21 protein-coding genes and 4 pseudogenes are annotated in these 23932 nt (G+C 45.1%); 11 read left to right on the top strand and 14 right to left on the bottom strand.

Translation table 11 applies throughout. The annotated features are described in order from the left end of the window. Together GBV73_RS05685 and lysS are read left to right on the top strand one after the other, a co-directional pair. A pseudogene (locus GBV73_RS05685) lies at window positions 1–218 on the top strand (IS6 family transposase); the annotation flags it as partial. Window positions 219–386: 168 nt separating this feature from the next. Beyond that, window positions 387–1967 carry a lysine--tRNA ligase gene (gene lysS, locus GBV73_RS05680; RefSeq protein ID WP_152879952.1) on the top strand — a complete coding sequence of 527 codons (1581 nt, stop codon included), beginning with the start codon at window positions 387–389 and terminating at the stop codon, window positions 1965–1967. A 4-nt stretch (window positions 1968–1971) separates the two neighbouring features. Here the strand turns inward: lysS and GBV73_RS05675 are convergent, their stop codons facing one another. After that, window positions 1972–2655: a class I SAM-dependent methyltransferase gene (locus GBV73_RS05675; protein ID WP_152879942.1), complete on the bottom strand. Its 684-nt coding sequence runs from the start codon at window positions 2653–2655 to the stop codon at window positions 1972–1974. An 81-nt stretch (window positions 2656–2736) separates the two neighbouring features. Here GBV73_RS05675 and GBV73_RS05670 point away from each other — a divergent pair, with 81 nt between their 5' ends. Together GBV73_RS05670 and GBV73_RS05665 are read left to right on the top strand one after the other, a co-directional pair. Beyond that, window positions 2737–3318 carry an indolepyruvate oxidoreductase subunit beta gene (locus tag GBV73_RS05670; RefSeq protein WP_087035886.1) on the top strand — a complete coding sequence of 194 codons (582 nt, stop codon included), beginning with the start codon at window positions 2737–2739 and terminating at the stop codon, window positions 3316–3318. A gap of 72 nt (window positions 3319–3390) precedes the next feature. Beyond that, complete coding sequence (locus tag GBV73_RS05665; protein ID WP_087035884.1) at window positions 3391–3846, top strand: metal-dependent transcriptional regulator; 456 nt, start codon at window positions 3391–3393, stop codon at window positions 3844–3846. Here the strand turns inward: GBV73_RS05665 and GBV73_RS05660 are convergent. Beyond that, entirely contained in the window at window positions 3825–5162 is a 1338-nt protein-coding gene (locus GBV73_RS05660) for an NCS2 family permease (protein WP_152879937.1), read from the bottom strand. The genes GBV73_RS05665 and GBV73_RS05660 overlap by 22 nt on opposite strands. A 133-nt stretch (window positions 5163–5295) precedes the next feature. Here GBV73_RS05660 and GBV73_RS05655 point away from each other — a divergent pair. Continuing rightward, window positions 5296–6601: pseudogene (locus GBV73_RS05655) on the top strand (NADP-dependent malic enzyme). Here the strand turns inward: GBV73_RS05655 and dph5 are convergent. Then, entirely contained in the window at window positions 6587–7381 is a 795-nt protein-coding gene (gene dph5 / locus GBV73_RS05650) for a diphthine synthase (protein ID WP_042698855.1), read from the bottom strand. The pseudogene GBV73_RS05655 and the gene dph5 sit on opposite strands and share 15 nt — an antisense overlap. Before the next feature lie 117 nt (window positions 7382–7498). On the opposite strand from dph5, the gene bpsA reads away from it, so the two are divergent. The 3 genes and pseudogenes from bpsA to GBV73_RS05635 all read left to right on the top strand — a co-directional run bounded on the left by bpsA (window position 7499) and on the right by GBV73_RS05635 (window position 9282). Continuing rightward, window positions 7499–8551: a N(4)-bis(aminopropyl)spermidine synthase gene (gene bpsA / locus GBV73_RS05645; protein ID WP_152879935.1), complete on the top strand. Its 1053-nt coding sequence runs from the start codon at window positions 7499–7501 to the stop codon at window positions 8549–8551. A gap of 75 nt (window positions 8552–8626) precedes the next feature. Beyond that, window positions 8627–8938: pseudogene (locus GBV73_RS05640) on the top strand (metal-sulfur cluster assembly factor); the annotation flags it as partial. Between the two features lie 164 nt (window positions 8939–9102). Further along, window positions 9103–9282 (top strand): ferredoxin, encoded by a 180-nt coding sequence (locus tag GBV73_RS05635; protein WP_152879933.1) that lies wholly within the window; start codon window positions 9103–9105, stop codon window positions 9280–9282. 171 nt (window positions 9283–9453) lie between these two features. On the opposite strand, the gene GBV73_RS05630 is transcribed toward GBV73_RS05635, so the two are convergent. Continuing rightward, a complete protein-coding gene (locus GBV73_RS05630) occupies window positions 9454–10626 on the bottom strand; it encodes a nicotinate phosphoribosyltransferase (protein WP_042698866.1) in 1173 nt (390 codons plus the stop codon). Between the two features lie 55 nt (window positions 10627–10681). After that, the gene (locus GBV73_RS05625) at window positions 10682–11029 is read right to left on the bottom strand and encodes a 6-carboxytetrahydropterin synthase (protein WP_152879931.1); all 348 of its coding nucleotides are present in this window, start codon (window positions 11027–11029) and stop codon (window positions 10682–10684) included. A 445-nt stretch (window positions 11030–11474) separates the two neighbouring features. Here GBV73_RS05625 and metG point away from each other — a divergent pair, with 445 nt between their 5' ends. Next, window positions 11475–13664 carry a methionine--tRNA ligase gene (metG, locus tag GBV73_RS05615; RefSeq protein WP_152879929.1) on the top strand — a complete coding sequence of 730 codons (2190 nt, stop codon included), beginning with the start codon at window positions 11475–11477 and terminating at the stop codon, window positions 13662–13664. A 75-nt stretch (window positions 13665–13739) separates the two neighbouring features. Here the strand turns inward: metG and GBV73_RS05610 are convergent, their stop codons facing one another. The 3 genes from GBV73_RS05610 to GBV73_RS05600 are packed head-to-tail and all read right to left on the bottom strand — an operon-like array spanning window position 13740 to window position 16311. Beyond that, complete coding sequence (locus GBV73_RS05610; RefSeq protein ID WP_042698876.1) at window positions 13740–14474, bottom strand: sulfite exporter TauE/SafE family protein; 735 nt, start codon at window positions 14472–14474, stop codon at window positions 13740–13742. A gap of 60 nt (window positions 14475–14534) precedes the next feature. Then, on the bottom strand, window positions 14535–15299 hold the full coding sequence (locus GBV73_RS05605) for a sulfite exporter TauE/SafE family protein (protein ID WP_152879927.1): 765 nt from the start codon (window positions 15297–15299) through the stop codon (window positions 14535–14537). Between the two features lie 13 nt (window positions 15300–15312). Further along, entirely contained in the window at window positions 15313–16311 is a 999-nt protein-coding gene (locus tag GBV73_RS05600; protein ID WP_152879946.1) for a M42 family metallopeptidase, read from the bottom strand. Between the two features lie 147 nt (window positions 16312–16458). On the opposite strand from GBV73_RS05600, the gene GBV73_RS05595 reads away from it, so the two are divergent. After that, window positions 16459–17025 carry a TATA-box-binding protein gene (locus GBV73_RS05595; protein ID WP_042698895.1) on the top strand — a complete coding sequence of 189 codons (567 nt, stop codon included), beginning with the start codon at window positions 16459–16461 and terminating at the stop codon, window positions 17023–17025. A gap of 55 nt (window positions 17026–17080) precedes the next feature. Here GBV73_RS05595 and GBV73_RS05590 read toward each other — a convergent pair whose 3' ends face one another. The 6 genes and pseudogenes from GBV73_RS05590 to GBV73_RS05560 form a co-directional block, all read right to left on the bottom strand. Further along, window positions 17081–17689 carry an indolepyruvate oxidoreductase subunit beta gene (locus tag GBV73_RS05590; protein ID WP_042698905.1) on the bottom strand — a complete coding sequence of 203 codons (609 nt, stop codon included), beginning with the start codon at window positions 17687–17689 and terminating at the stop codon, window positions 17081–17083. Then, entirely contained in the window at window positions 17686–19626 is a 1941-nt protein-coding gene (iorA, locus tag GBV73_RS05585; protein WP_152879925.1) for an indolepyruvate ferredoxin oxidoreductase subunit alpha, read from the bottom strand. The genes GBV73_RS05590 and iorA overlap by 4 nt, the downstream gene beginning before the upstream one ends. Before the next feature lie 10 nt (window positions 19627–19636). Next, a complete protein-coding gene (gene acs, locus GBV73_RS05580) occupies window positions 19637–21004 on the bottom strand; it encodes an acetate--CoA ligase alpha subunit (RefSeq protein WP_152879944.1) in 1368 nt (455 codons plus the stop codon). Window positions 21005–21393: 389 nt separating this feature from the next. After that, complete coding sequence (gene tmk / locus GBV73_RS05570) at window positions 21394–22023, bottom strand: dTMP kinase (RefSeq protein ID WP_042698913.1); 630 nt, start codon at window positions 22021–22023, stop codon at window positions 21394–21396. Window positions 22024–22098: 75 nt separating this feature from the next. Continuing rightward, the gene (locus GBV73_RS05565; protein ID WP_042698916.1) at window positions 22099–22809 is read right to left on the bottom strand and encodes a phospho-sugar mutase; all 711 of its coding nucleotides are present in this window, start codon (window positions 22807–22809) and stop codon (window positions 22099–22101) included. A 10-nt stretch (window positions 22810–22819) separates the two neighbouring features. Next, window positions 22820–23617: pseudogene (locus GBV73_RS05560) on the bottom strand (sugar phosphate nucleotidyltransferase); the annotation flags it as partial. Window positions 23618–23624: 7 nt separating this feature from the next. Between GBV73_RS05560 and GBV73_RS05555 the strand changes: the two are divergent. Next, on the top strand, window positions 23625–23932 hold a 308-nt coding region (locus GBV73_RS05555; protein WP_152878644.1), incomplete at its 3' end, for a hypothetical protein.

Below are 23932 nucleotides of genomic sequence, written 5' to 3'. Positions count from 1 at the left end.
TCGGGCCGAGGAACAGTGTTGAGCGCTGGTTTAGGACGTTGAAGGAAAGAACAAAGCGTTTCTGGAATAATTTCAGGAGTGAGGACTGGAGAAGGGTTCATAGGTTTGTTTTTCTGTTTGCCTTCTGGTACAATTTTGTCAGAATTCATTCTAGTTTTGGTGGTCCGCCTGGTGATTTTGCTGAGTGGCTTCAGGAGGTGATGCCCCAGTTATCCTAACAGTATCATGCCTGCATAGAGCAACCATTCAGGAAACATTGATTTCACCAAAGAAAATTAAATGGTGAGGAAACTAATATACTTTTTGCCAAATTTCTTTTGTAATTTTTGAATTCCACTGGCCAAAGCTTAAAAAGTGTCTCTCATACTTACCCGCAGGTGAGGAGAATGGTGCATTGGGCAGACTATATGGCTGAAAAGATCATCAAAGAGAGAGGAGACAAAGAGGAGTATGTGGTAGAAAGCGGAATAACTCCCAGTGGTTACGTTCACATAGGGAACTTTAGAGAGCTTTTTACGGCTTACATCGTGGGGCATGCACTGAGGGACAAAGGGAAGAAGGTCAGGCACATTCACATGTGGGATGATTACGATCGCTTTAGAAAGGTACCAAAAAATGTCCCCAAGGAGTGGAGCGAATACCTAACCATGCCTGTGAGCGAAGTTCCAGACCCGTGGGGATGTCATGACAGCTATGCGGATCATTTTATGAGCATCTTTGAAGAAGAAGTTGAAAGGCTTGGGATTGAGGTTGATTTTCTAAGGGCAAGTAGGCTCTACAAGGGCGGGGAATACGCAAACGAAATTAGACTTGCCTTGGAAAAGAGAAGTGAAATAATGGAAATCTTGAACAAGTTTAGGGATATGGCGAAGCAGCCCCATCTGCCGAAGGACTGGCAACCGATACAGATTTACTGTCCAAAGTGCAGAAAAGAAGCGGAGTTTGTTAAATGGGATGGTGAGTGGAAGGTCGCCTATAGGTGTTCTCACTGTGGCGCCGAGGGCGAGACCGACATAAGGGAGGGCAACGTCAAGCTCCGCTGGCGTGTTGATTGGCCAATGAGATGGGCGCATTTCAAAGTAGATTTTGAACCTGCTGGAAAAGACCACCTCGCAGCGGGAAGTTCATACGATACCGGAAAGGAGATAGTTGAGAAAATCTTTGGCTGGAATGCACCAATGACACTTATGTACGAGTTCGTTGGCATAAAGGGCCAAAAGGGCAAAATGAGCGGTAGCAAGGGCAACGTTATCCTACTAAGCGATCTCTATGAAGTTCTTGAGCCGGGTGTTATAAGGTTCATCTACGCAAGGCACAGGCCAAACAAGGAAATCAAGATTGATTTGGGGTTGGGCTTGCTGAATCTTTACGACGAGTTTGATAGTGTTGAGAGGCTGTACTTTGGCTTGGAGGAGGCCAAAAATCCCGAGGAAGCTGAAGAACTCAAGAGGACATACGAGCTTTCAATGCCTTCCCTGCCGAGCCGTCTGGTTGCTCAGGCCCCGTTTAGATTTCTCGTGGTGCTCGTCCAGATGCCCCACCTAACTGAAGAGAAAATAATTGAAATACTAAAAGAACAGGGTCACGTTCCGGCACAGCTTGACGAGGAAGACCTTAACAGAATTCGCCTCAGGATATATCTTGCCAAAAACTGGGTCGAAAAATATGCTCCGGAGGATGTTAAATTTGAGCTCCAGGAAGAACTCCCACAAATTGAGATAAGCGAAGAAATAAAAGATGCTCTCAGAGAAGTTGCAGATTGGCTTGAGGAAAGAGAAAAATTCACCGTCGATGAGTTTAATTCGATTATCTTTGACGCCGCCAAGAAGAGGAGCATCCCAAGCAAGAAGTACTTCAAAGTTCTCTACAACCTCTTCATAGGAAAAGACAGGGGGCCAAGACTTGCTCCGTTCCTTGCTTCACTTGATAAGGAATTCGTGATAAAGAGGCTTAGGCTTGAAGGTTGATTTTTTATTTTTTATACACATTTAGATATGACATTTCACCAAGCTTAACGCTTTCTATGGGAGTGAAGTAAAGTTTTGCAAGCAACTCTACGGCAGTTTTTCCCCATACCGTGAGCTTTATCCTAAATGAATTTTTCTCACTCTTATACTCTATTACGGCGCTTTTTTCTTTGTCGTCAATCATGACGCTACTTATCCAGTACTCCTCTCCAACAACAGTTCCCATTTGGACTCTCGAGAGGAGCTCTCTCATGTCTATAAAGTTTATCAAGAGCAGTCCGTCTTTTTTGAGGACTCTCTTAACTTCTTTAAAGACTTCGCTGAGTTCTCTGGGTGAGAAATGCAAAATTGTGTTTCCAAGAAGGAGAATGTAGTCAAACGTTTCATCTTCAAAAGGCAGCTTTCTTGCGTCCCCAACAATAAATTCCACCTTAGAATTTTTTTCTTTTGCGTATTCTCTTGCTTTTTTAATCATCTCATCGTCTATATCAATTCCCACAACCTCAAAGCCGTACTCTTCAAGAAGGAAGGAAAATCCCCCTACGCCACATGCTAAGTCTAAAACTTTCCCTTTTTCCTTTAGAAACCTGAGCAAGTGAGGTTCAAGTTCTTCTAGTCTCCTTTGATATTCTTTGGAGTCTATGTCGGTATATGCCTTAAATTTGCGATAGTACTCTTTGAATCCCATGTTAAAGACTAAGACTGGTCACCAAATAAACCTTCCGCCAGATTTTTAACCTTTCTGCCCTTAGTTTTATTGGTGGTGATTGTGGAGTTCAATCTTATAATCGCGGGAGTTGGGGGCCAGGGTGGGCTTACTCTGTCAAGAATTATCGGAAACGCTGCGATGAAAGAGGGGTACAATGTTAGAATAGGCGAAACCCTTGGTATGAGTCAGCGCTATGGCAGTGTGCTCAGCTATCTCCGATTTGGAGAGGAAGTTTATTCTCCCCTCATCGAAGAAGGGGAAGCGGATTTGATGCTTGCCCTCGAACCGGCTGAGGCCTTGAGGAATGCAAGGTTCCTAAACCATAAGAGCCATGCAATAGTAAACGCTTATCCCGTTCATACGGCCACAACATTGGTTGGAAAAGAGAAGTATCCGAGTCTTGAGGAAATACGCAACGCCCTTTCAAAGATATGTGCCGTTGAAATGGAGAACTTCCAGAAAGAGGCAGATAAGATAAACCCACGCACTCTGGGAGTGCTGATGCTTGGGTTCGCTTATGGTAAGGGCTTGATTCCACTAAAGAAAGAGAGCATTATAGAGGGGATTCAGGAAACACTAAAGCCAAAGCTCTGGGATATCAACATTAAAGCATTTGAAAGGGGAATCGAACTTGCCAGATGATTTCTTCTTCTCATTCTTGGATAACCAAAAAGCACTTAAATTATTTAGGTTAAACTAATTCAGGTGAGGTTTGTGGAAATAACAAAGAGAGAGGAAGAGTACCTTGAGACTATGTACATACTTCAAAAGAATAAGGGTGTAATCAGGGTGAAGGATATTTCGAAAAAGCTGAACGTTAGGCCACCGAGTGTAGTTGATGCACTGAAAAAGCTAAATGAAAAAGGTTTGATAAATTATGAAAAGTACGATAGGATTATTTTAACCGAAAAAGGGCTTGAAATAGCTAAAGAGACCTACCAAAAGCACGTTCTCCTGATGAAGTTTTTCACCGAGATACTTGGAATTCCTCCAGAAATAGCGGAGGAAGATGCGTGCCAGTTTGAGCATTACGTTCATGAAATTACCGCTGAGAGGATGAAAGAGTTCGCACAGTATATCCAGGAGCATTGCCCCTATGTCCTCAAGCAATTTCTTAAAGAACACATGGAAAAAGAAGAAGCGGAAACTCAAAAGAGTCCTCCTAAGTAGGCAAAGTAGCCCATGAAGATCAGCGTCAAAGCGTACATCAGTGGGTGTATCTCTTTTCCTCTTCCGCTGAACAGCTTTATTATCGTGTAGCTTATGAAGCCCATTCCTATTCCGTCTGCTATTGAATATGTGTAGGGTATTGTGATAAGCACTAGAAACGCCGGGATAGCTTCGGTTGCGTCGTCGAAGTCAACTCCTCTTATTGCGCTCAGCATGTAGTAACCAACTATAACGAGAGCCGGTGCGGTAGCAAAAGCAGGAATTGCTTGCGCAATGGGTGCTATGAACAATCCTATGGCAAGGAAGAGCAGACCTGTCACCAGGGCTGTCATCCCTGTTCTTCCGCCCTCTTCAATTCCAGCGGCGCTTTCTATGTACGTTGTTACTGTTGAAGTTCCAAGGAGTGCTCCAAGTGTTGTGCCTATTGCATCCGTCAAAAGGACTTTCTCAGCATCTGGCACTTTGCCTTCTCTTGTCAGGAAGCCTGCCTTAGCACTCAACCCTGTTACTGTTCCAAGGGTGTCGAAGAAGTCTACCATGAAGAATGCAAACACCACACCAATTGCCCCTACGTTAAGGAGGCCTTGAAGGTCAAGTTTTAGGAAGGTGTAGCTTATGTCTGGAGTTGAAAAGAGATGTTCCGGCCAGGGTGCTGCTCCGCTTATCCACCCTAAAATGCTTGTGGTGAGGATTGAGATTAACAGGGCTCCTTTTACACGGAGGCTTATGAGAACTGCAGCTAAGAACAGTCCAAAGAGGAATAAAACACCTGCTTTTGTCCCGAGTGCTGAGGCGTTGAGGCCGGTGAACTTAAGCACACCATCTTCGCCAGCAACAGCAGTGAGAAGGCCGACATCGTTGAGCCCTATAAATGTAAGGAACAGCCCTATTCCAGCTCCTATAGCGTATTTCTGGCTTAGAGGGATTGCATGGATTATTGCACTCCTAACTTTGGTGACAGTGAGAAGTATGAAGATTATTCCCTCAACAAAAACGGCTGCAAGTGCCACTCTCCAGTCGTAACCCATTCTGAGCACAACGCTGTAGGCAAAGTAAGCGTTCAGCCCCATTCCCGGAGCCAGAGCAAAGGGCTTTTTTGCATAGACACCCATTATTATTGTGGAAATTCCTGCCGCAAGTGCCGTTACCGCCACAAGTGAGTTAAAGGCCTCTTTTCCCATTGCATCGCTTAAGATTGCGGGGTTTACGAAGAGAATGTAAGCCATTGTCATGAAAGTGGTTATTCCTGCTAAAATTTCGGTTCTCATATCCGTTCTGTACTTCTCAAACTCGAAATATCTCTCAAGAGCCCTCATTTCTCCCACCTCTAATTGATACGAAAATGATAAAACAACCAGCATATTTAAACATTTTGAACATAAAAGTGTCAAACAAATGCATGGAAAGAGTTTAATTGAAATAGCCCTCCAGAAGATAGGGGATGAATTCATGAGGATTAGCGAAGAGCAAAGAAAAAAGCTTGGGAAGGACGCCCTTGAGTACCATCGAAACAACTTTCCGGGAAATGGAAAAATAGAGGTTATTCCGAAGGTCAAAGTTGAGGATTTCTATGATCTAAGCCTTGCATACACTCCGGGCGTTGCTGAGCCCTGTAAGGCTATATCAAACGGGGAGAGCCACGAAGACTATACCTCCATACCAAACACTGTGGCTGTGGTTACAGATGGCTCTGCGATACTTGGTTTGGGCAACATTGGAGTTTTAGCAGGCATGCCCGTGATGGAAGGCAAATGCGTTCTCTTCAAAGCCCTGGCTGGTGTGGATGCGTTCCCAATACTGGTGGACAGCAATGACGTGGATGAGATTGTAAACACAATTAAGCTGATTTCAAAGGGCTTTGGGGGCATAAACTTAGAGGACATCTCCGCTCCAAGGTGCTTTGAAATCGAGGAAAGGCTTAAGAAAGATCTCGACATCCCGGTCTTTCATGATGACCAGCACGGCACGGCCGTTGTGACCCTTGCAGGTTTAATGAACGCTCTCAAGCTTGTTGGAAAGGACTTTGGTGATATAAAGGTCGCCATAAGCGGCGCGGGCGCTGCAGGAATTGCCATAGCGAAGCTTCTGCACCACGTAGGGGTTAGGGAAATAGTAACGGTTGACAGAAAAGGGATAATTCACGAGGGAAGGGACGACCTGAACCCATACAAAAGGGAAGTTGCAAGGTTTAACATCCACAACATTGAGGGCGACCTTTCAAAGGCGCTTGAGGGGGCTGATGTTTTCATAGGCGTAAGCACTGGAAATATCGTCAGCGGAGAGATGATCAAAAAGATGGCGGACGATGCAGTGGTTTTTGCAATGGCGAATCCGGTTCCGGAAATTGCGCCCGAAAAGGCCAAGAAAGCCGGGGCAAGAATAGTTGCAACTGGGAGAAGTGATTACCCAAACCAGATTAACAACGTCTTGGGCTTTCCGGGAATTTTTAGAGGGGGCTTTGGATGTCAGGGCAAGGGAAATCACCCTGAACATGAACATAGCTGCGGCTGAGGCTATAGCGAGCTGTGTGAGCGATGAAGAGCTGTCAGAAGACTACATAATCCCCACCCCGTTCCATCCCGATGTGTATCCCAAGGAAGCGAGGGCAGTTGCTGAGCGGGCTGTAAAGGATGGGGTTGCAAGGAGAAAAGTCAGCGGAGAATGGGTGGAGGAGCACACAAGGAAGCTGAGGGAGTTTTACCAGCGTTACATTGCCCCAATAAACAGAGAAAGAAAAAAGCTACACTTCATTTAATATCTGCTTGGGAGCATTGGCAAAGGCTACCAAATACTCCGCCTCAACTATGTGTAGCTTTCCAGGGACTATTAAAACGTGTGGCTGCTTTCCGAAGTCTTCTTTCATCATATCTCTTACATAGCCAGCTTTCAGTGTTGGGTTCAGAGAACCTGCTCTTGCTAGGACGACCACAAAGGTGTCTTCGGTAAAAACTCCTTCTTTTTTCTTCTCCTCTACCTGTAGGAGGATCTCCATAGCCTCGTTGGCAGTCATGTACCTCCCTTTGTCTGCTTTAATGTCGAGGAAGAGAAGCGTATGAAGACCGCGTTCTTTGTTTTCTTTGATTGTGTCATAGTGGCTGGTTGGGAACCAGTTCTTTTCCGGGTAGGCAACGGTGGCGCTCTTCCCAAATTTGTAGATTTGAAGTCCGGTTATGGCAACGGCAGAGTAGATGGAGGGAGCATGGATAACGTAGCTCTCTACCCCCATTTGCTTTGCCCGTATCCTTAAGTCCGCATGAGTTGTCGCTACCATCGGGTCTCCTGCCGTTAGAAAGGCAACATTTTTGGTTTTCGCCTCGCTGAGGACTATCCTCTCAAAGTTCAGCTCAACGTCTTCTCTGTTTAGTAGTCTTATTGGTTTTCCTATCTGTTCTTCTATCTTCCTTATGTCTGTACCGGCTAGGAGAGAGGTGTAAAATTCTGCAAACACCAAATCGCACTTTCTCGCTATTTCTAGACCCTTAAGGGTGATGTCCTTTTCATCATAAAGTCCCAGTCCTATAAAGTATATCGCCATTTTTCTCACCTCTTTTTCTAATGAAAGTGGGGCTAAAAATTTATTCCAAAAACTTTAAAATAGCTTTTCATGAACTTCTTTCGACGGTTTTGATGAAAGTTAATGGAGGGAGCAGAGATGAAGGCGATTGTCGAGAGAGTTAGAGAGAAAACATCAATACCCGTTTATGAGAGAACCATTGAAAACGTGTTGAGTGCAATTCTTGCGAGCAGCGATCCGTGGAGAATAGTAGACCTTAGCGAAGAACCACTTCCTCTCGTAGTTGCAGTGGTTGAAGCGCTTCACGATTTAGGCTACGTGGAGTTCAAAGATGGAATAATCCTTACCCAGAAGGGGAAGGAGCTCGTGGAGAAGTATGGGATTGGAAAGAGAGAAGACTACACCTGCAGGCACTGCCAAGGAAAAACAGTTGAACTTGATGCTTTTAGGGACCTCCTTGAGGAGTTCAAAGAAATAGTGAAAAACAGGCCCGAGCCAAAGCACGAGTTTGATCAGGCATATGTGACCCCTGAAACAACTGTCGCGAGAGTAGCTTTGATGCACTCGAGGGGAGACCTTGAAAATAAGGAAGTCTTTGTCCTTGGAGATGACGACCTAACGAGCGTTGCCCTCATGCTTTCAGGCCTTCCAAAGAGGATTGCAGTCCTCGATATTGATGATAGACTCACAAAGTTCATTGAGAAAACTGCAGATGAAATCGGCTACAGCAACGTGGAGATATTCACCTTCGACCTCAGAAAGCCTCTGCCAGATTATGCCCTCAAGAAGTTCGATACCTTTATCACCGACCCACCTGAAACACCCGAAGCGGTTAGGGCGTTTGTTGGAAGGGGAATTGCGACACTTAAAGGTCCGGGATGTGCTGGTTACTTCGGAATTACAAGAAGAGAAAGCTCAGTCGATAAGTGGCACCAGGTGGAAAAGATTCTCATAACAGAGTTCAACGTAGTTATAACTGACATAATAAGGAACTTTAATGAGTACGTCAACTGGGGATACGTGGAGGAAACTAGGGCCTGGAAACTCTTACCAATAAAAACTCTACCTACCTACAACTGGTACAAGAGCTATATGTTTAGAATTCAAACTATCGAGGGATCCAGGGGCTACGAAGAGGAAATTACAGTTGGCAAGGAACTATACGATGATGAGGAAAGCTCCACAACTTAATTTCTTTTCTACATTTTTGTCCCATAAGGTTTAAATTTGTTGTTTGGAAACTTTTTTCAGGTGAGGAAAATGAGTGAAAACACCAAGCTTACAGAAGAGATGATTCTCGAAAAGCTTAAAGAAGTTATTGACCCGGAAATTGGGATTGACGTTGTCAACTTGGGGCTTATATATGAGCTCAAGATAAACCCCGACAATACCGTCTACGTTAAGATGACCATGACAACCCCTGGTTGTCCCCTTACGCTGTGGCTCCTTCAAGCTGTGGAGCAGAAAATTCTCGAAATTCCGGGAGTTAAAGATGTGGAGGTGGAGCTTACCTTTGACCCGCCCTGGACCCCGGATAGAATAAGCGAGGAAGTCAGAAAAAGGTTAGGCATGATTTGAGCCGCTGGATTTTGGCTTATATATTCAAATATATTCAAGTCTTTTTCTTCTTCCAGTTCGAGCGTTAGAGCTCCCCTTACGAGGTGCGGTGCAACCTTTAGTTTGAATAAAGTTTTTAAACTTAGCTTCCCCTTATTCTCTGAATCCCTTTGGAGGTGTCGGAGATGAAAGTTAGTGTTGATAAGGATGCATGCATTGGATGTGGAGTTTGCGCAAGCGTCTGCCCAGATGTCTTTGAAATGGGCGACGATGGAAAGGCAAACGTTATTGCTCCAGAAACAGACGCCGAGTGCGCAAAAGAGGCAGCAGAAAGCTGCCCGACAGGAGCAATTACAGTCGAATGAACTTCTTTCCTTTTTTATTGACTTCTCCTTCTTTAAAATTTGAGTTTTTGGGTGTTAATGGTTTTTGAGAACTTTGACGGTCAGAGCCCCCACCAAACATCACAGCAAAGCTCAGGGATTAAGCGGGCTCTTCATCATCCCGGCGACAAAATGATAAAAACGAGAAAACAGCTATTCGAGTGTTAATCCAAATTTCTTTGCCTGCTCAAGGACGTATTCTCTAATCTCTCTTGCTTTTGGTAATTCTGCAACTATTTCTCCGTTCTCAATTAGTGGTTTTAGCAATGGTTCAACCTTTGCTCCACAAACAGGACACTTTTCAAGCTTTTTCTCTGCTGGAACTCTGTGGTAGTGGCCATTTTCACACCTGTATATCTGTTTCCTGCCGCTCAGCTTTCCTCTCTTGGTCAAGGGCTTTCCTTCGACCTCAACAATGTCGAGGGAGAAGTCTATAGGCTTTGCACTTGCAATGCTTCCTCCAACACCGAATGCATCTGCTATGTCAGCGAGCTCTTTAATGCTCTCCTCATTAAGTCCTCCGCTCAGGAATATCTTAACGTGCTTGTAACCCCTTAAATCCAGCTCCCACCTTACTTCTTCTACTATGCGTTTGAAGTTCCCCCTTCTTGAGCTTGGAGTATCGAGTCTCACTGCGGCCAGCTTTTCTCCTAAAGCCTCGGCCGCCATTAGGGCCTCCATTTTTTCATCGCAGAAGGTATCAACGAGAGCCACCCTCGGAACTTCTTCTGGCATGACCTCATCGAAATATTTCCATGCCTTTACCTGGTCCCCGACGGTTATAATTAACGCGTGGGGCATTGTTCCTACAGGTTTTTCGCCAATCATTTCTGCACCTAAAACGCCACTAACTCCATCGCAGCCGCCTATGAAGGCACTTCTATCAATCATCGGGGCGATTGCGGGGTGCATGTGCCTTATGCCGAAAGAATACACAGGCTTGAACTTTGCCGCCATTTTGACTCTAAGGGCTGCTGTTGCTATTCCACTTGCTTGGCTCAGCATTCCGAGCAGTGCGGTTTCAAATATCCCAAATTCTTCGTAGTAGCCCTCAATCTGCATTACGGGTTCGTAGGGATGAAATATCGTTCCTTCGGGCATAGAATAAACGTTCACAGGGTGCCCTTCGAGGAGCTTTGCAACTTCTTCCACTCCAGCTAGTACTCCCCACTTCCAGCCTTTTGGAAGGGAAGTTGTTGTAATATCGGCAAAGACTTTTTTGTGTATCCCTTTTTCTTCCAACACCTTCTTGGTTCGGATAAAGTAAACGTCAGTAGTTTTTCCCGATTTTATGTCATCTTCATGTGCTATGTAAAAATCTTTCATTTTTCTTCACCTCTACTACCTCCGCTTTAATAAATTTTAGCTTTTTGGTGGGATTTTAAAACTCAAACTCAACCCCATTTTCATCTCCTTCCCACAGGACGATTTTGTGCAGCTTAATATCTTTGGGTAGGTTTTCCCTAATTCTCTCGGCAATCCAGAGGGCGATGTTCTCGGTTGTGGGGTTTTCGAAAAGCACGTTTAGATTTTTATGTCTTAGCGGAGCAATTGCACTGTCCAAAATCTTTCTAAGCTCCAGAAAATCCATTATGTAACCATCTTTTATTTCTCCTTCAATGACAATTTCGCCTCTGAATGTGTGGCCGTGAATCTCTTCAGGCTCCCCGTTTATCGTTACCGCATGAGCTGCATCAAACACGAACTTTTCTCTAATCCTCGCTTTCATTTTCCCACCGAAAGAATTTTGGGTTTTGATAGTTAAAATACTTTGGTGGTATCATGAGTTGTGGAATTGAGGTTCCGGCGCAGAGGGTTGTAGCTGGAGGGTTAATAGTTGAGGGTTAATAGTTTACGTTGACAAGGAGAGCTTTTTCAAGCTCTTAGAGCTTAAAGAGGCACCTCTTGTAGTAGTTGGTGAGCTTTCTTCATCTGGTTTTGGTCTGAGAAAGATTAGGGTTACAATTATGCCTTTAGAGGGAGCTTTGATTGTTTACAGAGGGGAGGTGGAGTTGCCCGAAAAATGTGTGGTCATTAAGGCCTCGGAGATCAACATGGGCAAGTGATTATGCAATAATAGATATATTTCCATATGCAGAAAATAACTCACCGTAATATTTAAAATTGGCGAGAACTTATAAAGGGCAGCAAGTTAGTTCTTGGAGGTGGTAGAAATGAGGTTCACTGTAACATCTGCACTGCCTTACGCTAACGGGCCCATACATGCAGGGCATCTGGCTGGAGCCTACCTTCCAGCGGACATATTCGTGCGTTATTTGAGGCTAAAAGGAGAGGACGTTATTTTCATATGCGGAACCGACGAACATGGCACTCCAATAACTTTCAGAGCATTGAAGGAGGGCAAGAGCCCGAGGGAGATTGTGGACTACTACCACGAACACATCAAAACAACATTTGAAAGGGCAAAGATAAGCTTTGATTATTTTGGGAGGACCGAGCTTCCCGTTCACTACAGACTGAGCCAGGAGTTCTTCTTAAAAGCCCTTGAGAACGGGCACCTTGTTAAAAAAGTTGAAAAGCAGGCTTACTGTGAGCACGACAAAATGTTCCTTCCCGATAGATACGTTATTGGCACATGCCCCTATTGTGGCGCAGAAGACCAGAGGGGCGACCAGTGTGAGGTCTGTGGACACCCCCTTACCCCGGAGAAGCTTGTAAACCCAAGGTGTAATATATGTGGAAGCCCAATCACATTCAAGGACTCTGCCCACTACTACATAAAAATGCAGAACTTCCAGGAGAAGCTTAAGGAGTGGGTTTTAAACCAGAAGCACTGGAAGCCAAACGTCAGGAATATGGTTTTGGGGTGGATTAACGAGGGATTGGAAGAGAGGGCAATAACCAGAGACCTCAGCTGGGGAATTCCCGTGCCCCTGGAGGATGAGGACATCAAAGGAAAAGTGCTCTACGTTTGGTTTGAAGCTCCTATAGGATATATCTCTATAACGATTGAGTACTTTAAGAGGCTTGGAAAGGAGGAAGAATGGAAGAAATACTGGCTTAGTGGATATGACGGCGAGACGAAGATTGTGCACTTCATCGGAAAGGACAACGTTCCCTTCCATGCCATATTCTGGCCGGCTTTCCTAATGGCTTATGGCAAGTACAAGGATGAAAAAGGCGAATTTGACTGGCTTCTGCCCTATGACATCCCTGCAAATGAATACCTAAACCTCGAAGGCAGAAAGTTCTCAACAAGCAGAAACTGGGCTATATGGGTACATGAGTTCCTCGATGCATTTCCCGCAGACTACTTGAGGTATTATCTGACATCCATACTGCCAGAAACAAGGGATAGCGACTTCAGCTTTGAGGACTTCAAGAAGAAAATCAATGAGGAGCTTGTAAACAACCTTGGAAACTTCGTGCACAGAGCGCTGACCTTCGTTAACAGGTACTTCGATGGAAAGGTTCCAGAAGCTGGGGAGCTTGATGAGCTCGATAAGAAGGCATTCGAGGAGATAGAAAAAGCTTTTGCTGAAGTTGGCGAGTTAATATCAAAGTACCAGTTCAAAGAAGCCCTCAAGAGGGTTATGGCTCTTGCAATCTTCGGCAACCAGTACTTTGACTACCAGAAGCCCTGGAAGACGGCTAAGAGCGATAGAGTTAGAACCGGAACGACTGTAAACGTCTCTCTCCAAATCGTCAAAGCTCTGGGCATCCTCCTTGAACCGTTCCTCCCGGACGCAAGTGAAAGGATATGGCACCTCTTAAACCTTGAAGAAGTCAAGAAATGGAAGTTTGAACCGCTTAAACCGGGACACAAAGTTAGAAGGGCTGAAATACTCTTTAGAAAAGTGGAGGATGCTGATATAATAGCCTACATAGTGAACTACATCGGCAGGGGCAATCCGGAGAGTGCAAGGATTTTGCTTGATAAGTATTACAAAATGGAAGATGTTGTTAAAGTTGCCAGAGAAAGGCTCGGGGATGAAGCCGAGGTAATTTTGAGGAAAATTTATGGTGAAAATGTTAAAACAAAAACACCGGAGAAAAAACAAAAAGGAGGGAAAGACATGAGCTATGTTAAGTTTGATGACTTCGCCAAGATTGATATAAGAATTGGAAAGATAATCAGCGTCGAAGACCACCCGAACGCTGATAAGCTCTACGTTGTTAAGGTCGACATTGGGGACGAAGTCAGGCAGCTTGTAGCTGGCTTAAAGGCATACTACAAGAAAGAGGAGCTCCTCAACAAGTATGTGGCTGTTATCACCAACTTGGAGCCAAAGAAGCTTAGAGGCGTTGAAAGCCAGGGAATGCTTCTGGCAGCGGATGATGGAGAAAACGTTGCCCTTCTAACACCAGAAAAAGAAGTGAAATTGGGAGCAAAGGTTCGTTAGAGCCTTTTCTTTTCTTCCTTTGATTGTTCCATAAGAGTGGATGTTGTTTTTAGCTCTGGGCAATGCTAATTTAATCTAAATCAACATTTTAACCCCGATCAAAATGAGTATAATGGCGAACCAGCGCTTTAACCTTTCTGGATGTAAGTTGTGAGCACTTCTTGCCCCCAGATACGCCCCTATTATTAATCCCGGAGCCAAGAGAAGTGCGGTTTCAATGCCCACATTTCCCGCTTTGAAATGTCCATAAGTTCCAGCCAGGGCTGTGAAAAAGAGTGCCACGCTAGATGTTCCGATTGCGTATCTAACCGGTATGCCGACAAGAACATGGAATAAGGGGACGTTCAGAATCCCTCCGCTTATTCCAAGCAGACCAGACAAAAATCCCGAAAGCACTCCTACTATGGGGATATTCCTGTAGTTTATTCTGAGGTTTTCATCGTAATGTGGTTTTGAGGGAGTTGTGGCCATTTTGTATGCCAGATAAAACAGCAGTATTGAGAATGCCCTTCGTAGGAAAGATTCCGGTAAAGATGCCGTCATGTGGGCTCCTATTAATGCAGCAGGTATTGAAAATATTTCTTTAGCTGCCACCACTTTAAAAAGGGCTTTTCCATTTTTAATGTGAGTATAAGCGGAGGCAAAAGAGCTAATTGCTATGCATGCGAGGCTTGTTCCGATTGCAGTGTGAATAGGTAATCCTGTAAGAGTAAGTGCCGGGACTATAAGGAAACCTCCACCTACCCCAAAAAGCCCTGCTATTGCTCCTATTGCAGCCCCAAGGATGAAATAGAGGAAATAATTAATCATGAAAAAAGTTCGAAAAAACCACTTTAAATCTCTTTTCCCAAAAAGATAATAACAAAAAGCTCAGGGAATTGGGTAGCCGAGTCCTTTGAGGATCATCCTGATGGCTAGGAACGCCATCACAACAGCGAAAGCCTTTGTCAGGTTGCTCGCTTTGGTTCTTTTTGCTATTCTTGCTCCCAACTGGGCTCCAACTATTAGTCCCGGAACAAGGAGGAGCAACCATTCCACTTCAACGTTTCCCAGCATGTAGTGCTTCAAAGCCCCGCTTGTTGCTGTGAAAACTATGGCAAAGCTCGAAGTTGCCACTGCATAGTGTATTGGTAATCCCATATAAGTTAGGAACGGAACGTTTATCGCTCCACCGCCTATACCAAGCAGGCCGCTGGCTATTCCGGCTACGAACCCGCCGAGAGGTACTACTTTGTAATCGAGCTTTATCTGGCTCAAATCTACTTCGTGTGGCTCTTTGCTCTTTTTGCGGTAAAGTCTTATTGCCACGAGGAATAGGACTGCACCAAAGATGACCTTTAACTGGCTTGCGCTTATAAAGCTCGTCATCCATGCTCCTATATAAGCTCCTATCACGGCAGTGCTTGCCAGGAGAAGGCCCGCTTTGTAGTGTATTCTCCTCTGCCTGTGGTACGCTATGGCGGAGCTTAGAGAAGTGAAAACAACCGCAGCGCTTGAAGTCCCAATCGCGTGGTGAATTTCGACCCCCAGAAGGTTTAGAGTGGGTACAATCAAAAACCCTCCCCCTAAGCCGAAGAGGGCTGCCAGTATGCCTATAAAAATCCCAACACCAAAATACCCTAGGTATTTAAGCAAATTACCACCTCCGCTACTCAAGTTCAAACACAAGGGCTTCTATTAGCTTTATCAGAGCTTTGAGATCATCCAAGTGGAGCATCTCCGTTTCACTGTGGAGGTATCTTATGGGGGCGCTTAAAGCTAGGGTTTGGCTCTTGAACTCAAAAGCTGATGCGTCGGTTCCTCCACCGGTAACTCCAATCTGCACCGGGATGTTGTTCTTCTTTGCTATTTCGAGAGCCTTCCTTGCAAGGGAGGGTGTATAGATTGCTGAATTGTCAACGGCCCTTATTACAGCGCCTTTTCCGAGCCTTACATCTCCCGTAAGGAAAGAACAGCATGCAAATGAATCCACGGCAATTGCGTATTTTGGTGAATAGCTGTTTGCCAAAAACTTGGCCCCCTTGAGTCCTATTTCTTCTTGAACTGTAAAAGCGAAAATGTACTTTCCATCCAGATCGTGGTCAACGAGGTCTTTTATGGCCTCAACAAGGGCAACGACACCAAATCTGTCATCCAGGGAGCGCGTTGCGATGTATCTGTTGTTTAAGATGCTGAAGTGCTTTTTAAATACAGCAAAGTCCAGAACCTTTACTCCCATTTCCTCGGCCTCTTCCTTTGACTCTGCGCCGATATCTATTTCGAGGCTGTGCCAGGGAATTGTGTCGAACTTTCTCTCGAGGTTTAGATGAACGGGAGTGACCCCTATAACTCCGTCCAGCTCCCCCTTTTCGGTTATTACTTTTACATGCCTCCCCAGAAGCAGTCTGTCGTCTATTCCTCCTACTTTTCTGAACTTTAGCTTTCCGTCGTTTGTTATCCCGGTTATCATAAGTCCGATTTCGTCCATGTGTGCCATGAAAATAGCTTTCTCCTCACCCTCTCCGAGCTCCACGATGAGGTTCCCAATTGCATCGACCTTATAGTCGGCATAGTCTTCGATCCATTCTATGGCCTTTTCCCGTATTCTCTCTTCATATCCGGAAATACCGGGAAGTTGGGTTATCTCTTTGAGCATCTCAACTAGCATAATTTTCACCAAAAAATAAATTGAGACAAACTACTTAAAGTTTTTTAATAGCGTTAAGATTTGCATTTTAATGGCCTCTCACTAAACTTTAAAAACCCCTATGGGTTTATTTATAAAGGGTTTTTAAACCCAGTGGAGGTGTAAGCCTTGGTTGATATGAGCAATGTTGAACTTAAGATAGAAAATATAGTAGCCTCTGTGGATCTTTTTGCTCCTCTTGATCTCGAAAAAGTGATAGAAATTTGTCCGCACTCAAAATACAACCCGGAGGAGTTCCCAGGGATAATATGCCGCTTTGATGAACCAAAAGTTGCCCTTCTTGTATTCAGCTCCGGCAAGCTCGTGGTCACCGGTGCAAAGAGTGTTGAAGACATAAAGGCTGCGGTTTCAAAGCTTGTTGAAATGCTCTCAAAGATCGGGACTAAGTTCACCAGAGAGCCTGAGATAGATATCCAAAATATGGTGTTTAGTGGAGACCTTAAGATGGAGTTTAATCTCGATGCTGTTGCTCTTGTCCTGCCCAACTGTGAATATGAGCCTGAGCAGTTCCCCGGTGTCATCTATCGTGTTAAAGACCCAAAGGCTGTTATCCTTCTCTTCAGCTCAGGAAAAATCGTGTGCAGTGGGGCAAAGAGCGAACAAGATGCGTGGGAAGCTGTTAGAAAGCTCCTCCACGAGCTTGAAAAGTACGGCCTCATTGAAGAAGAGTTTTAATTTTTCTTTAACTTTTCTATACAGAAAAAATGGTGGAATCAGGTAAAAAGAGGGCTTAAAGCCCTAAAATATCTTTTGCGGCTTGTATTCCGAGGTCGAAGGCCTTCATGTTCACGTCCACAGCTTTTGGTGGAACACTTATCTTTATGACTTCCCTAACGTGCTCTGCATCGAGTGGGAACTCTGGAACCTGTGTTAGAGCTCCAATGAGGACTGTGTTGGTGGTAACCACGTGTCCCGCTTTTTCGGCAAGCTCTTCTGCGTTAAAGCCAATCCACTTCGCCTTGAAGTCCTCCTCGAAAATTCTCCTTATCTCGTCCAGGCTTGGGTACTTAGCCATTCCCATCGAAACCTGCACTGGGACTATTGGCTTTGTATTGATTACTGCCATTCCGCCCTCTTTGAGGTAGTTAACGTATCTTAGGGCTTCCACAGGTTCGAAGGAAAGTATAACGTCGGCTTTACCTTCTGGCACCATTGAACCGTAGACGTCCTCTCCAAAGCGCACGTAGGAAATAACGCTTCCAAACCTCTGGCTCATCCCGTGGACTTCTCCCAACCTCACCTTGTATCCAGCCCTTAAGGCGGCCCAGCCAAGAATGTTTGCGGCTGTTAAAACTCCCTGGCCGCCTACTCCAGTAATGACTATGTTATACTCTTTCATTGTGATCCCCCCTTTACAGGCTCAAAAGCTCCGAATGGACATACTTGGGCACAACCTCCGCATCCCCAGCACATTGTTGGTTCGACCCTTGCTTGTCTCTTCTCCTCGTCCCAGTAGATTGCTGGGCAGCCATAGGCGTTTATACATACCCTACATCCTGTACACTTCTCCTCATTGACTTGGTAGATTGGCCACGTCATTCCTCTTCTTCTCATTTGTCCCACTTTGTAGAGAGCACAGACTTGTCTTGATACCACAACGCTAACTCCTTCAACCTCTAAGGCTTTCTTCATGGTCTCGTATGTTGTTTTTATGTCATAGGGGTCAACAACAGCCACAAAGTCTGCACCCATGGCTTTTGCAACCTCTTCTATCGGGATTCTCTTACCCATGCCGTGTGGTGTTTCTCCGGTGCTTGGGTTGGGCTGGTCACCGGTCATAGCGGTAACGAGGTTATCAAGAACGACTACCAGCACGTTCGAGCGGTTGTAGATTGCGTTTGCCAGAGCGGGGAGTCCAGTGTGGTAGAACGTTGAATCACCGATTGTGGCAACTATCACTTGCTTCTCTGGGCTCTTCTGCTCTTCGCTGAGGCTTCCGTTCTGGGCTATGCTCAATCCGTGGGCAATTCCAATTGAAGCTCCCATGGCAACAGTGGTATCAACCGCTTGAAGCGGTGGGAGCAGTCCTAAAGTGTAGCACCCTATGTCGCTGGGGTAGATTGCCTTGCCCTTTGTTGCCTTCTTTATTGCGTAGAAGCTGTTTCTGTGCGGGCAGGCTGGGCACAGTGAGGGAGGTCTTGGCGGTAGGAGGGGCTTAACTTTCTCGTACTTTGCGTCGAGCTCTTCAAAGTTTATTGGCGTTTCAACTCCAAGGAACTTCGCTATGGCAGTTACTGCTCTCCTCGTTGTCATCTCATAAATCCTTGGCACGAGGTCTTTGCCGTGGATTGGAATTGTAATTCCTTTGTCATAGGCCCATGTTTTTACCTGCTCCTCAACGACTGGCTCGAGCTCCTCTACGATGAGAACCTTCTCAAGCCCTTCCAAGAACTTCTCTAATAGCCCGTAGGGAACCGGGAATGGTGTTCCGAGTTTGAGGATCTTGACGTTATCAACGCCAAGCCAGGCGAGGGCTTCTTTCACATAGGCGTAGCTCAAGCCTGGGGCGATTATACCTACCTTGGCGTCTTCTTTGCCCTCTATCCAGTTGAATGGGCAGTTGTTGAGCTCTTCCCTAATTTTCTCAATTTTCTCAAGGATTATCGGGTGGAAGTTTCTTGCGTTGGCTGGAACGTCAACAAATCTGCTTGGGTCTTTCTTGAATTTTCCAAACTTCCTCTTTCCTTGTTTTATCTCCTCTGGAAGTTCTCCTAAGACTACGTCTCCCCTTGCGTGTGATGTCCTTGTTGTTGTCCTTAAGATTACAAAGTGCTTGAACTTCTCACTGAGCTCGAAAGCATATTTTGTCATCTCCTTTGCCTCGTGAGGATCGGCTGGCTCAAGAACAGGAACGTTTGCAAACTTGGCGTAAACCCTCGTATCCTGCTCGTTCTGAGAAGACCACATGCTTGGGTCGTCTGCCACCATTATGACGAACCCGCCTTCGACACCCATTCCGACGGCGCTCATGAATGTGTCGGCGGCAACGTTTAAACCAACATGCTTCATTGCGGTCATTGCTCTGAGTCCGCTCCAGGCTGCTGCTAGAGCGGTCTCAAAGGCTACCTTTTCGTTTGTGGAGTACTCCATGTAAACGCCTGCCTTCTCTGCTACGGCAGCCATTGTATCGGTAAGTTCAGAGCTTGGGGTTCCGGGATAGGCGGCATAGACCGCAATATTTGCTTCTAAAGCTCCTCTAGCTATTGCCTGGTTTCCTAAAAGCAGAACTTTTTCTCCAGGTTTGTCCCATAGGACGATATCACTAACTTTAGCCATATACACCACCTCATTCTTTAATAACACCTTTTGCCTTAGCGAATTCAGCTAAAGCATAAGCAGCTACTCCAACGTCTTCGGGCCTTTCATAGGCTGGGATTCCTTCCTTTTCAAGAAGTTCCTTGGCTTTCTCGCTAACGTAACCTGCCATGAACAATGCCAAAACCGGTTTTCCGTTGTTGACCTCTTTTACCGCTCTTATAACTCCTTCAGCGTGCTCTGTTGGAGTCATCCCTGCAAAAGTCGGCACGACACATATTGCTATGAGCATGTCAACGTTATCATCTTCAAGAAGGAGCTTTGCGGTCTTGTAGTACTCTTCTCCCCTCGCTGAGGCAATCATGTCAACAGGGTTTTTAACTGCTGCCATTGGCGGTAAGAATGAGCGGAGCTTCTCCATGGTTTCCTCTTTTAGGTTGGCCAGCTTTAGTCCTCTCTTGTCTATCTCGTCAGCCGTTAGAACCCCCGGGCCACCTGCGTTGGTCATTATTGCGACTCTCTTTCCTTTTGGCAGTGGCTGGGTGAAGGCCCTTGCCATGCTCAGCATCTCGTCTATAGTGTTTGCAACCAGAATTCCGCTCTGCTTAAATGCGGCTTCATAGATGGCATAGCTTCCAGCTAAAGAACCCGTGTGGGATGAAGCGGCTCTTGCACCGCTTTCGCTTTTTCCAGCTTTTAGGGCTATTATTGGCTTCTTCTTGCTGACCTTTCTTGCGACTTCCATGAATCTCTTTCCATCTTTTATGCCCTCTATGTAAAGGGCAATTGCCTTGCTGTTTTCGTCATCAGCGAGGTACTCCATCAGGTCTGCAAAGTCCACATCGCTCATGTTTCCAACGCTTATGAACTTAGAAAAGCCTATGTCTTCTTTGATGGTCTTGTAAACTATTCCTGCACCGAGGGCACCGCTTTGGGATATGAAAGCGACACTGCCCTTCTTGGCCTTCATTATAAACGTTGCGTTCAGGTTGCTGTGTGTGTCCATTATACCAACACAGTTTGGTCCGATGATCCTCATTCCATATTTGTGTGCTATTTCGACAAGTTCTCTCTCCTCTTTCTTCCCTTCTTCGCCGGTTTCACCGAATCCTGCTGTTATTACTACGGCACCTTTCACGCCTTTTTCTCCGCAGTCAATGATTGACTGCTTGACAAATGGCTTGGGAACGACTATGACGGCTAAATCCACATCGTCGGGGATTTCCTTGACGTTCTTGTATGCTTTGACTCCCTGGACTACTTCTTCTTTTATGTTCACTGGGTAAACCTTTCCTCCGTATTCCTTGAGGTTCTTGAAGACCTCATAGCCGAGTTTCAGTGGGTCATTGGATGCTCCCAATACGGCAACGCTTTTTGGGGTGAAGAAATAATCAAGCATTTTTACAATCACCGAGTTTCGTATCGGTAAAAGTCTATATAAGCTTTGCCGAGAAAGTGCAGTTAGGCAATCTTGACCATAAAAAAGCACAAATTGGTCTTTGATGAGCATAAAACAGCACGAGTGCATTATCACTTGGAGTAATATGCCTCCACAAGGCAAAGCCAAACCTGTCGTGAGAATTAATTTGAATGGGCGGAGGTTTGTTCATATTTGCTCATAAAACCTTATGACGGACAGATACCTCAGCTAACCCTCTTGTCATCATCATCAGAGTGGCTAACGCTCATCATCGGCTAACACTTTTTAAAGAATAGGGAGTTAAAAAGTTTGGGATGATGTGCGTTTACCGGTCTGAGCAGTGATGATATCGGCACTATCTGACCGTTTTATTCTCTTTTTTCGAGGAGTTCATGCTCGACTAAAGCCACAATATCTTTGTGGATGTCCTCAACAGGGGCTAGGGCGTTTACAATTCTTATCTCATCGAACCTCTCGGCAAGCTTCAGATAGTTTTCCCTTACCTTTTTTTGGAGCTCAACAATCTTATCAAACTCCGATTTGATACTTCTACCGTTTATGCGTTTTATGCTCTCCTTAACAGGCAAATCAAGGAGGATTACAAGGTCTGCTCTTGGAGCAAATGCATTTAAGTTGATAAGCCATTCCAAATCAAGGCCCCTTGCCCACTGGTAGGCTAGGGATGAGTAGAAATACCTATCCGATATAACTACCTTTCCAGCCTTTAAGGAGGGCTCTATGAGTTTTTTAACGTGCTCTGCTCTATCTGCAGCAAAGAGTAATGCCTCAGCTTCTTTGCTTATTCGTGCACCGTCTATTATTCCCTCTTTTCCTCCTGTAAGTACAAGCCTCCTTATCAGTTTCCCAAAAGCAGTATCTGTTGGCTCTTTGGTTAGAACAACTTCGTATCCTCTCTCTTCAAACCACTCTGCAAGCAATTTTGCCTGGGTTGACTTTCCCGCTCCATCAATTCCCTCTAAGACAATGAATATGCTCATAAATACACCTCCAGAGTTGCATCTCGCTTGGTTTTTGTTTATGGCTTTTGCCTTTTGTATATCTTTTTGGTGAAATCAGAGGAGAGTTTTCTTCATGTGGTCTAGGAGCTTCCACATGCTTCCAAACTCTTTTTCCTCTTCCCCTTTGTGGAACTCTACGTATCCATTCGGCTTGAAACGGAGTCCAAAAGTATACTCTCCCTTTTTGAGCTTTTGAAGGTAGACTTCTTTTGGTTTTGGTGGCAGGTAGCTGGTCATCATGTCATTGAGAAGCTCCACCTCAAACCCAAAGTGCTCATTTAGCCTGGGGAAGAAGAGTACTGCGGGAGTATTCATGCAATCTACCAGTGCAGTTCCCTCTATCTCAAAATTATAGTGTCTGAAAATGTCATGCAAAAAGTCATCTAGAGCGTTAGGATAGTAAATCGTTGCTCCTATATCATTGGGATTTGCTTCTATAAACTTCCTGCTCTCCATTATAGCCTTTATTTCATCTGGATCAAGACCGCTAACTTCTACCCTTATCCCGTTGTGGTAGTAAACATACACCAGAGGAAGGCCTTTCTTATGGGCAAAATCTTTGAGGGCTATTAGCGGGATAAGCCTGACGTCCATAGTTGCTGCTCCGGTACTTACAATCCCCACTACGAGTGCCCTCTTTCCATACCTTGAGATAGCTCTTCCGTCTCTCCCCACTATTATTGTTCCCTGTCCTACGGTTCCTATTGCCCTACCGAGCAGAGCAAGCTCTTCTGGGTTGAATTCCTCGGATTTGTAAATCTCCATAATCATCACCTCAATCTGGAAGTATTATACTTTCTTTTCCAATTCTTGACTCAGTCCAGACTTTTACATTTGCCCCAATTTTTGTGAAATCTTCAATCACGGAGTTATCTCCAATAACGCTACCGCTTTCAATAACAACACCTTTTCCAATGTAAACGTTTTCCCCAATTATCGCCTCGTGTATCTCTGCTCCTTCCTCAATGGTCACATTGGAGAATATTACGGACCGCTCTATTTTAACGTTTCTGCCTATTTTAACGTTATCGCCCAAGACGGCAAATCCTCTTATACGCGGGTTTCTGATTTGACATCTCTTACCGCTGTAAAGAGAGCCCCCGTGTTCCAGGTTTCCTTTTAGGGATTCAGTTTTTATTTGTGGGAGCTTCAGCCTCCCTAAGAACACATCCGCAGTTGCTTGAAGGTAGCTTGATGGCCTCCCTATGTCGTTCCAGTATTCTTTAAACGGAAAACCGTAGAGAGGCAGCTTCTCTTCGAGCATTTTGGGAAACAGATTGAGTGAGAAATCAAAGTTCTCGCCCTTTGGAACTAAATCAAATACCTCCGGCTCGAAAACATAGATGCCAGCATTTACAAGGTTGCTAAAAGCCTCTTCTGGCTTTGGCTTTTCTTTGAACTTTATTATCCTGTTCTCTGGATCCACGATCGATATTCCGTACTGGGTGGGATCTTCGACCTCCGAGAGGGCTATTGTGGCGAGGGCGTTCTTTTTCTTGTGGTACTCGTAGAGGGCTCTGATATCCAAATTAGTGAGAACATCACTTGAAGCAACTATAAATGTGTCTTCTATTTTGGGCGTGTTTATAGTAACCTTTATTAGGGTTTTTGCTGAATTCTTTCAGGTGGTTGTCGTGATCCCCAGATGGGATCACAGACTCAAAGACCCTGAAAGCGTGGCATTCGCAATTCTTGACGTTTTAGCAGACTTCGAATCAGAAGGAAAGCTGAAGAACCTGCCAAAATCCAAAAAATTTCCAGTAAAAACAATACTGGCAATACTCCTCTTTAAACAATACTACAACCTACCTCTCAGAGACGCCCAGCACTACGGCAGAAAATTCTTCGGAGCAAACATTCACTACTCAACCCTCCACAACTGGGAGAA

This window comes from Thermococcus sp. 101 C5 (assembly GCF_009372125.1).
Taxonomy (GTDB): domain Archaea; phylum Methanobacteriota_B; class Thermococci; order Thermococcales; family Thermococcaceae; genus Thermococcus_A; species Thermococcus_A bergensis.
The sequence above is the reverse complement of the archived record's forward strand: the minus strand, read 5'-3'. Positions and strand labels throughout refer to the sequence as shown.

Coding starts and splice junctions, on each gene's coding strand:
- acs (WP_152879944.1), bottom strand. CDS start 21,004: ATGCTTGATTATTTCTTCACCCCAAAAAGCGTTGCCGTATTGGGAGCA.
- metG (WP_152879929.1), top strand. CDS start 11,475: ATGAGGTTCACTGTAACATCTGCACTGCCTTACGCTAACGGGCCCATA.
- lysS (WP_152879952.1), top strand. CDS start 387: ATGGTGCATTGGGCAGACTATATGGCTGAAAAGATCATCAAAGAGAGA.
- iorA (WP_152879925.1), bottom strand. CDS start 19,626: ATGGCTAAAGTTAGTGATATCGTCCTATGGGACAAACCTGGAGAAAAA.
- GBV73_RS05625 (WP_152879931.1), bottom strand. CDS start 11,029: ATGAAAGCGAGGATTAGAGAAAAGTTCGTGTTTGATGCAGCTCATGCG.
- GBV73_RS05565 (WP_042698916.1), bottom strand. CDS start 22,809: ATGGAGATTTACAAATCCGAGGAATTCAACCCAGAAGAGCTTGCTCTG.
- tmk (WP_042698913.1), bottom strand. CDS start 22,023: ATGAGCATATTCATTGTCTTAGAGGGAATTGATGGAGCGGGAAAGTCA.
- GBV73_RS05660 (WP_152879937.1), bottom strand. CDS start 5,162: ATGAGGGCTCTTGAGAGATATTTCGAGTTTGAGAAGTACAGAACGGAT.
- bpsA (WP_152879935.1), top strand. CDS start 7,499: ATGAAGGCGATTGTCGAGAGAGTTAGAGAGAAAACATCAATACCCGTT.
- GBV73_RS05630 (WP_042698866.1), bottom strand. CDS start 10,626: ATGAAAGATTTTTACATAGCACATGAAGATGACATAAAATCGGGAAAA.
- dph5 (WP_042698855.1), bottom strand. CDS start 7,381: ATGGCGATATACTTTATAGGACTGGGACTTTATGATGAAAAGGACATC.
- GBV73_RS05600 (WP_152879946.1), bottom strand. CDS start 16,311: ATGCTAGTTGAGATGCTCAAAGAGATAACCCAACTTCCCGGTATTTCC.
- GBV73_RS05675 (WP_152879942.1), bottom strand. CDS start 2,655: ATGGGATTCAAAGAGTACTATCGCAAATTTAAGGCATATACCGACATA.
- GBV73_RS05610 (WP_042698876.1), bottom strand. CDS start 14,474: ATGATTAATTATTTCCTCTATTTCATCCTTGGGGCTGCAATAGGAGCA.
- GBV73_RS05590 (WP_042698905.1), bottom strand. CDS start 17,689: ATGAAAGAGTATAACATAGTCATTACTGGAGTAGGCGGCCAGGGAGTT.
- GBV73_RS05635 (WP_152879933.1), top strand. CDS start 9,103: ATGAAAGTTAGTGTTGATAAGGATGCATGCATTGGATGTGGAGTTTGC.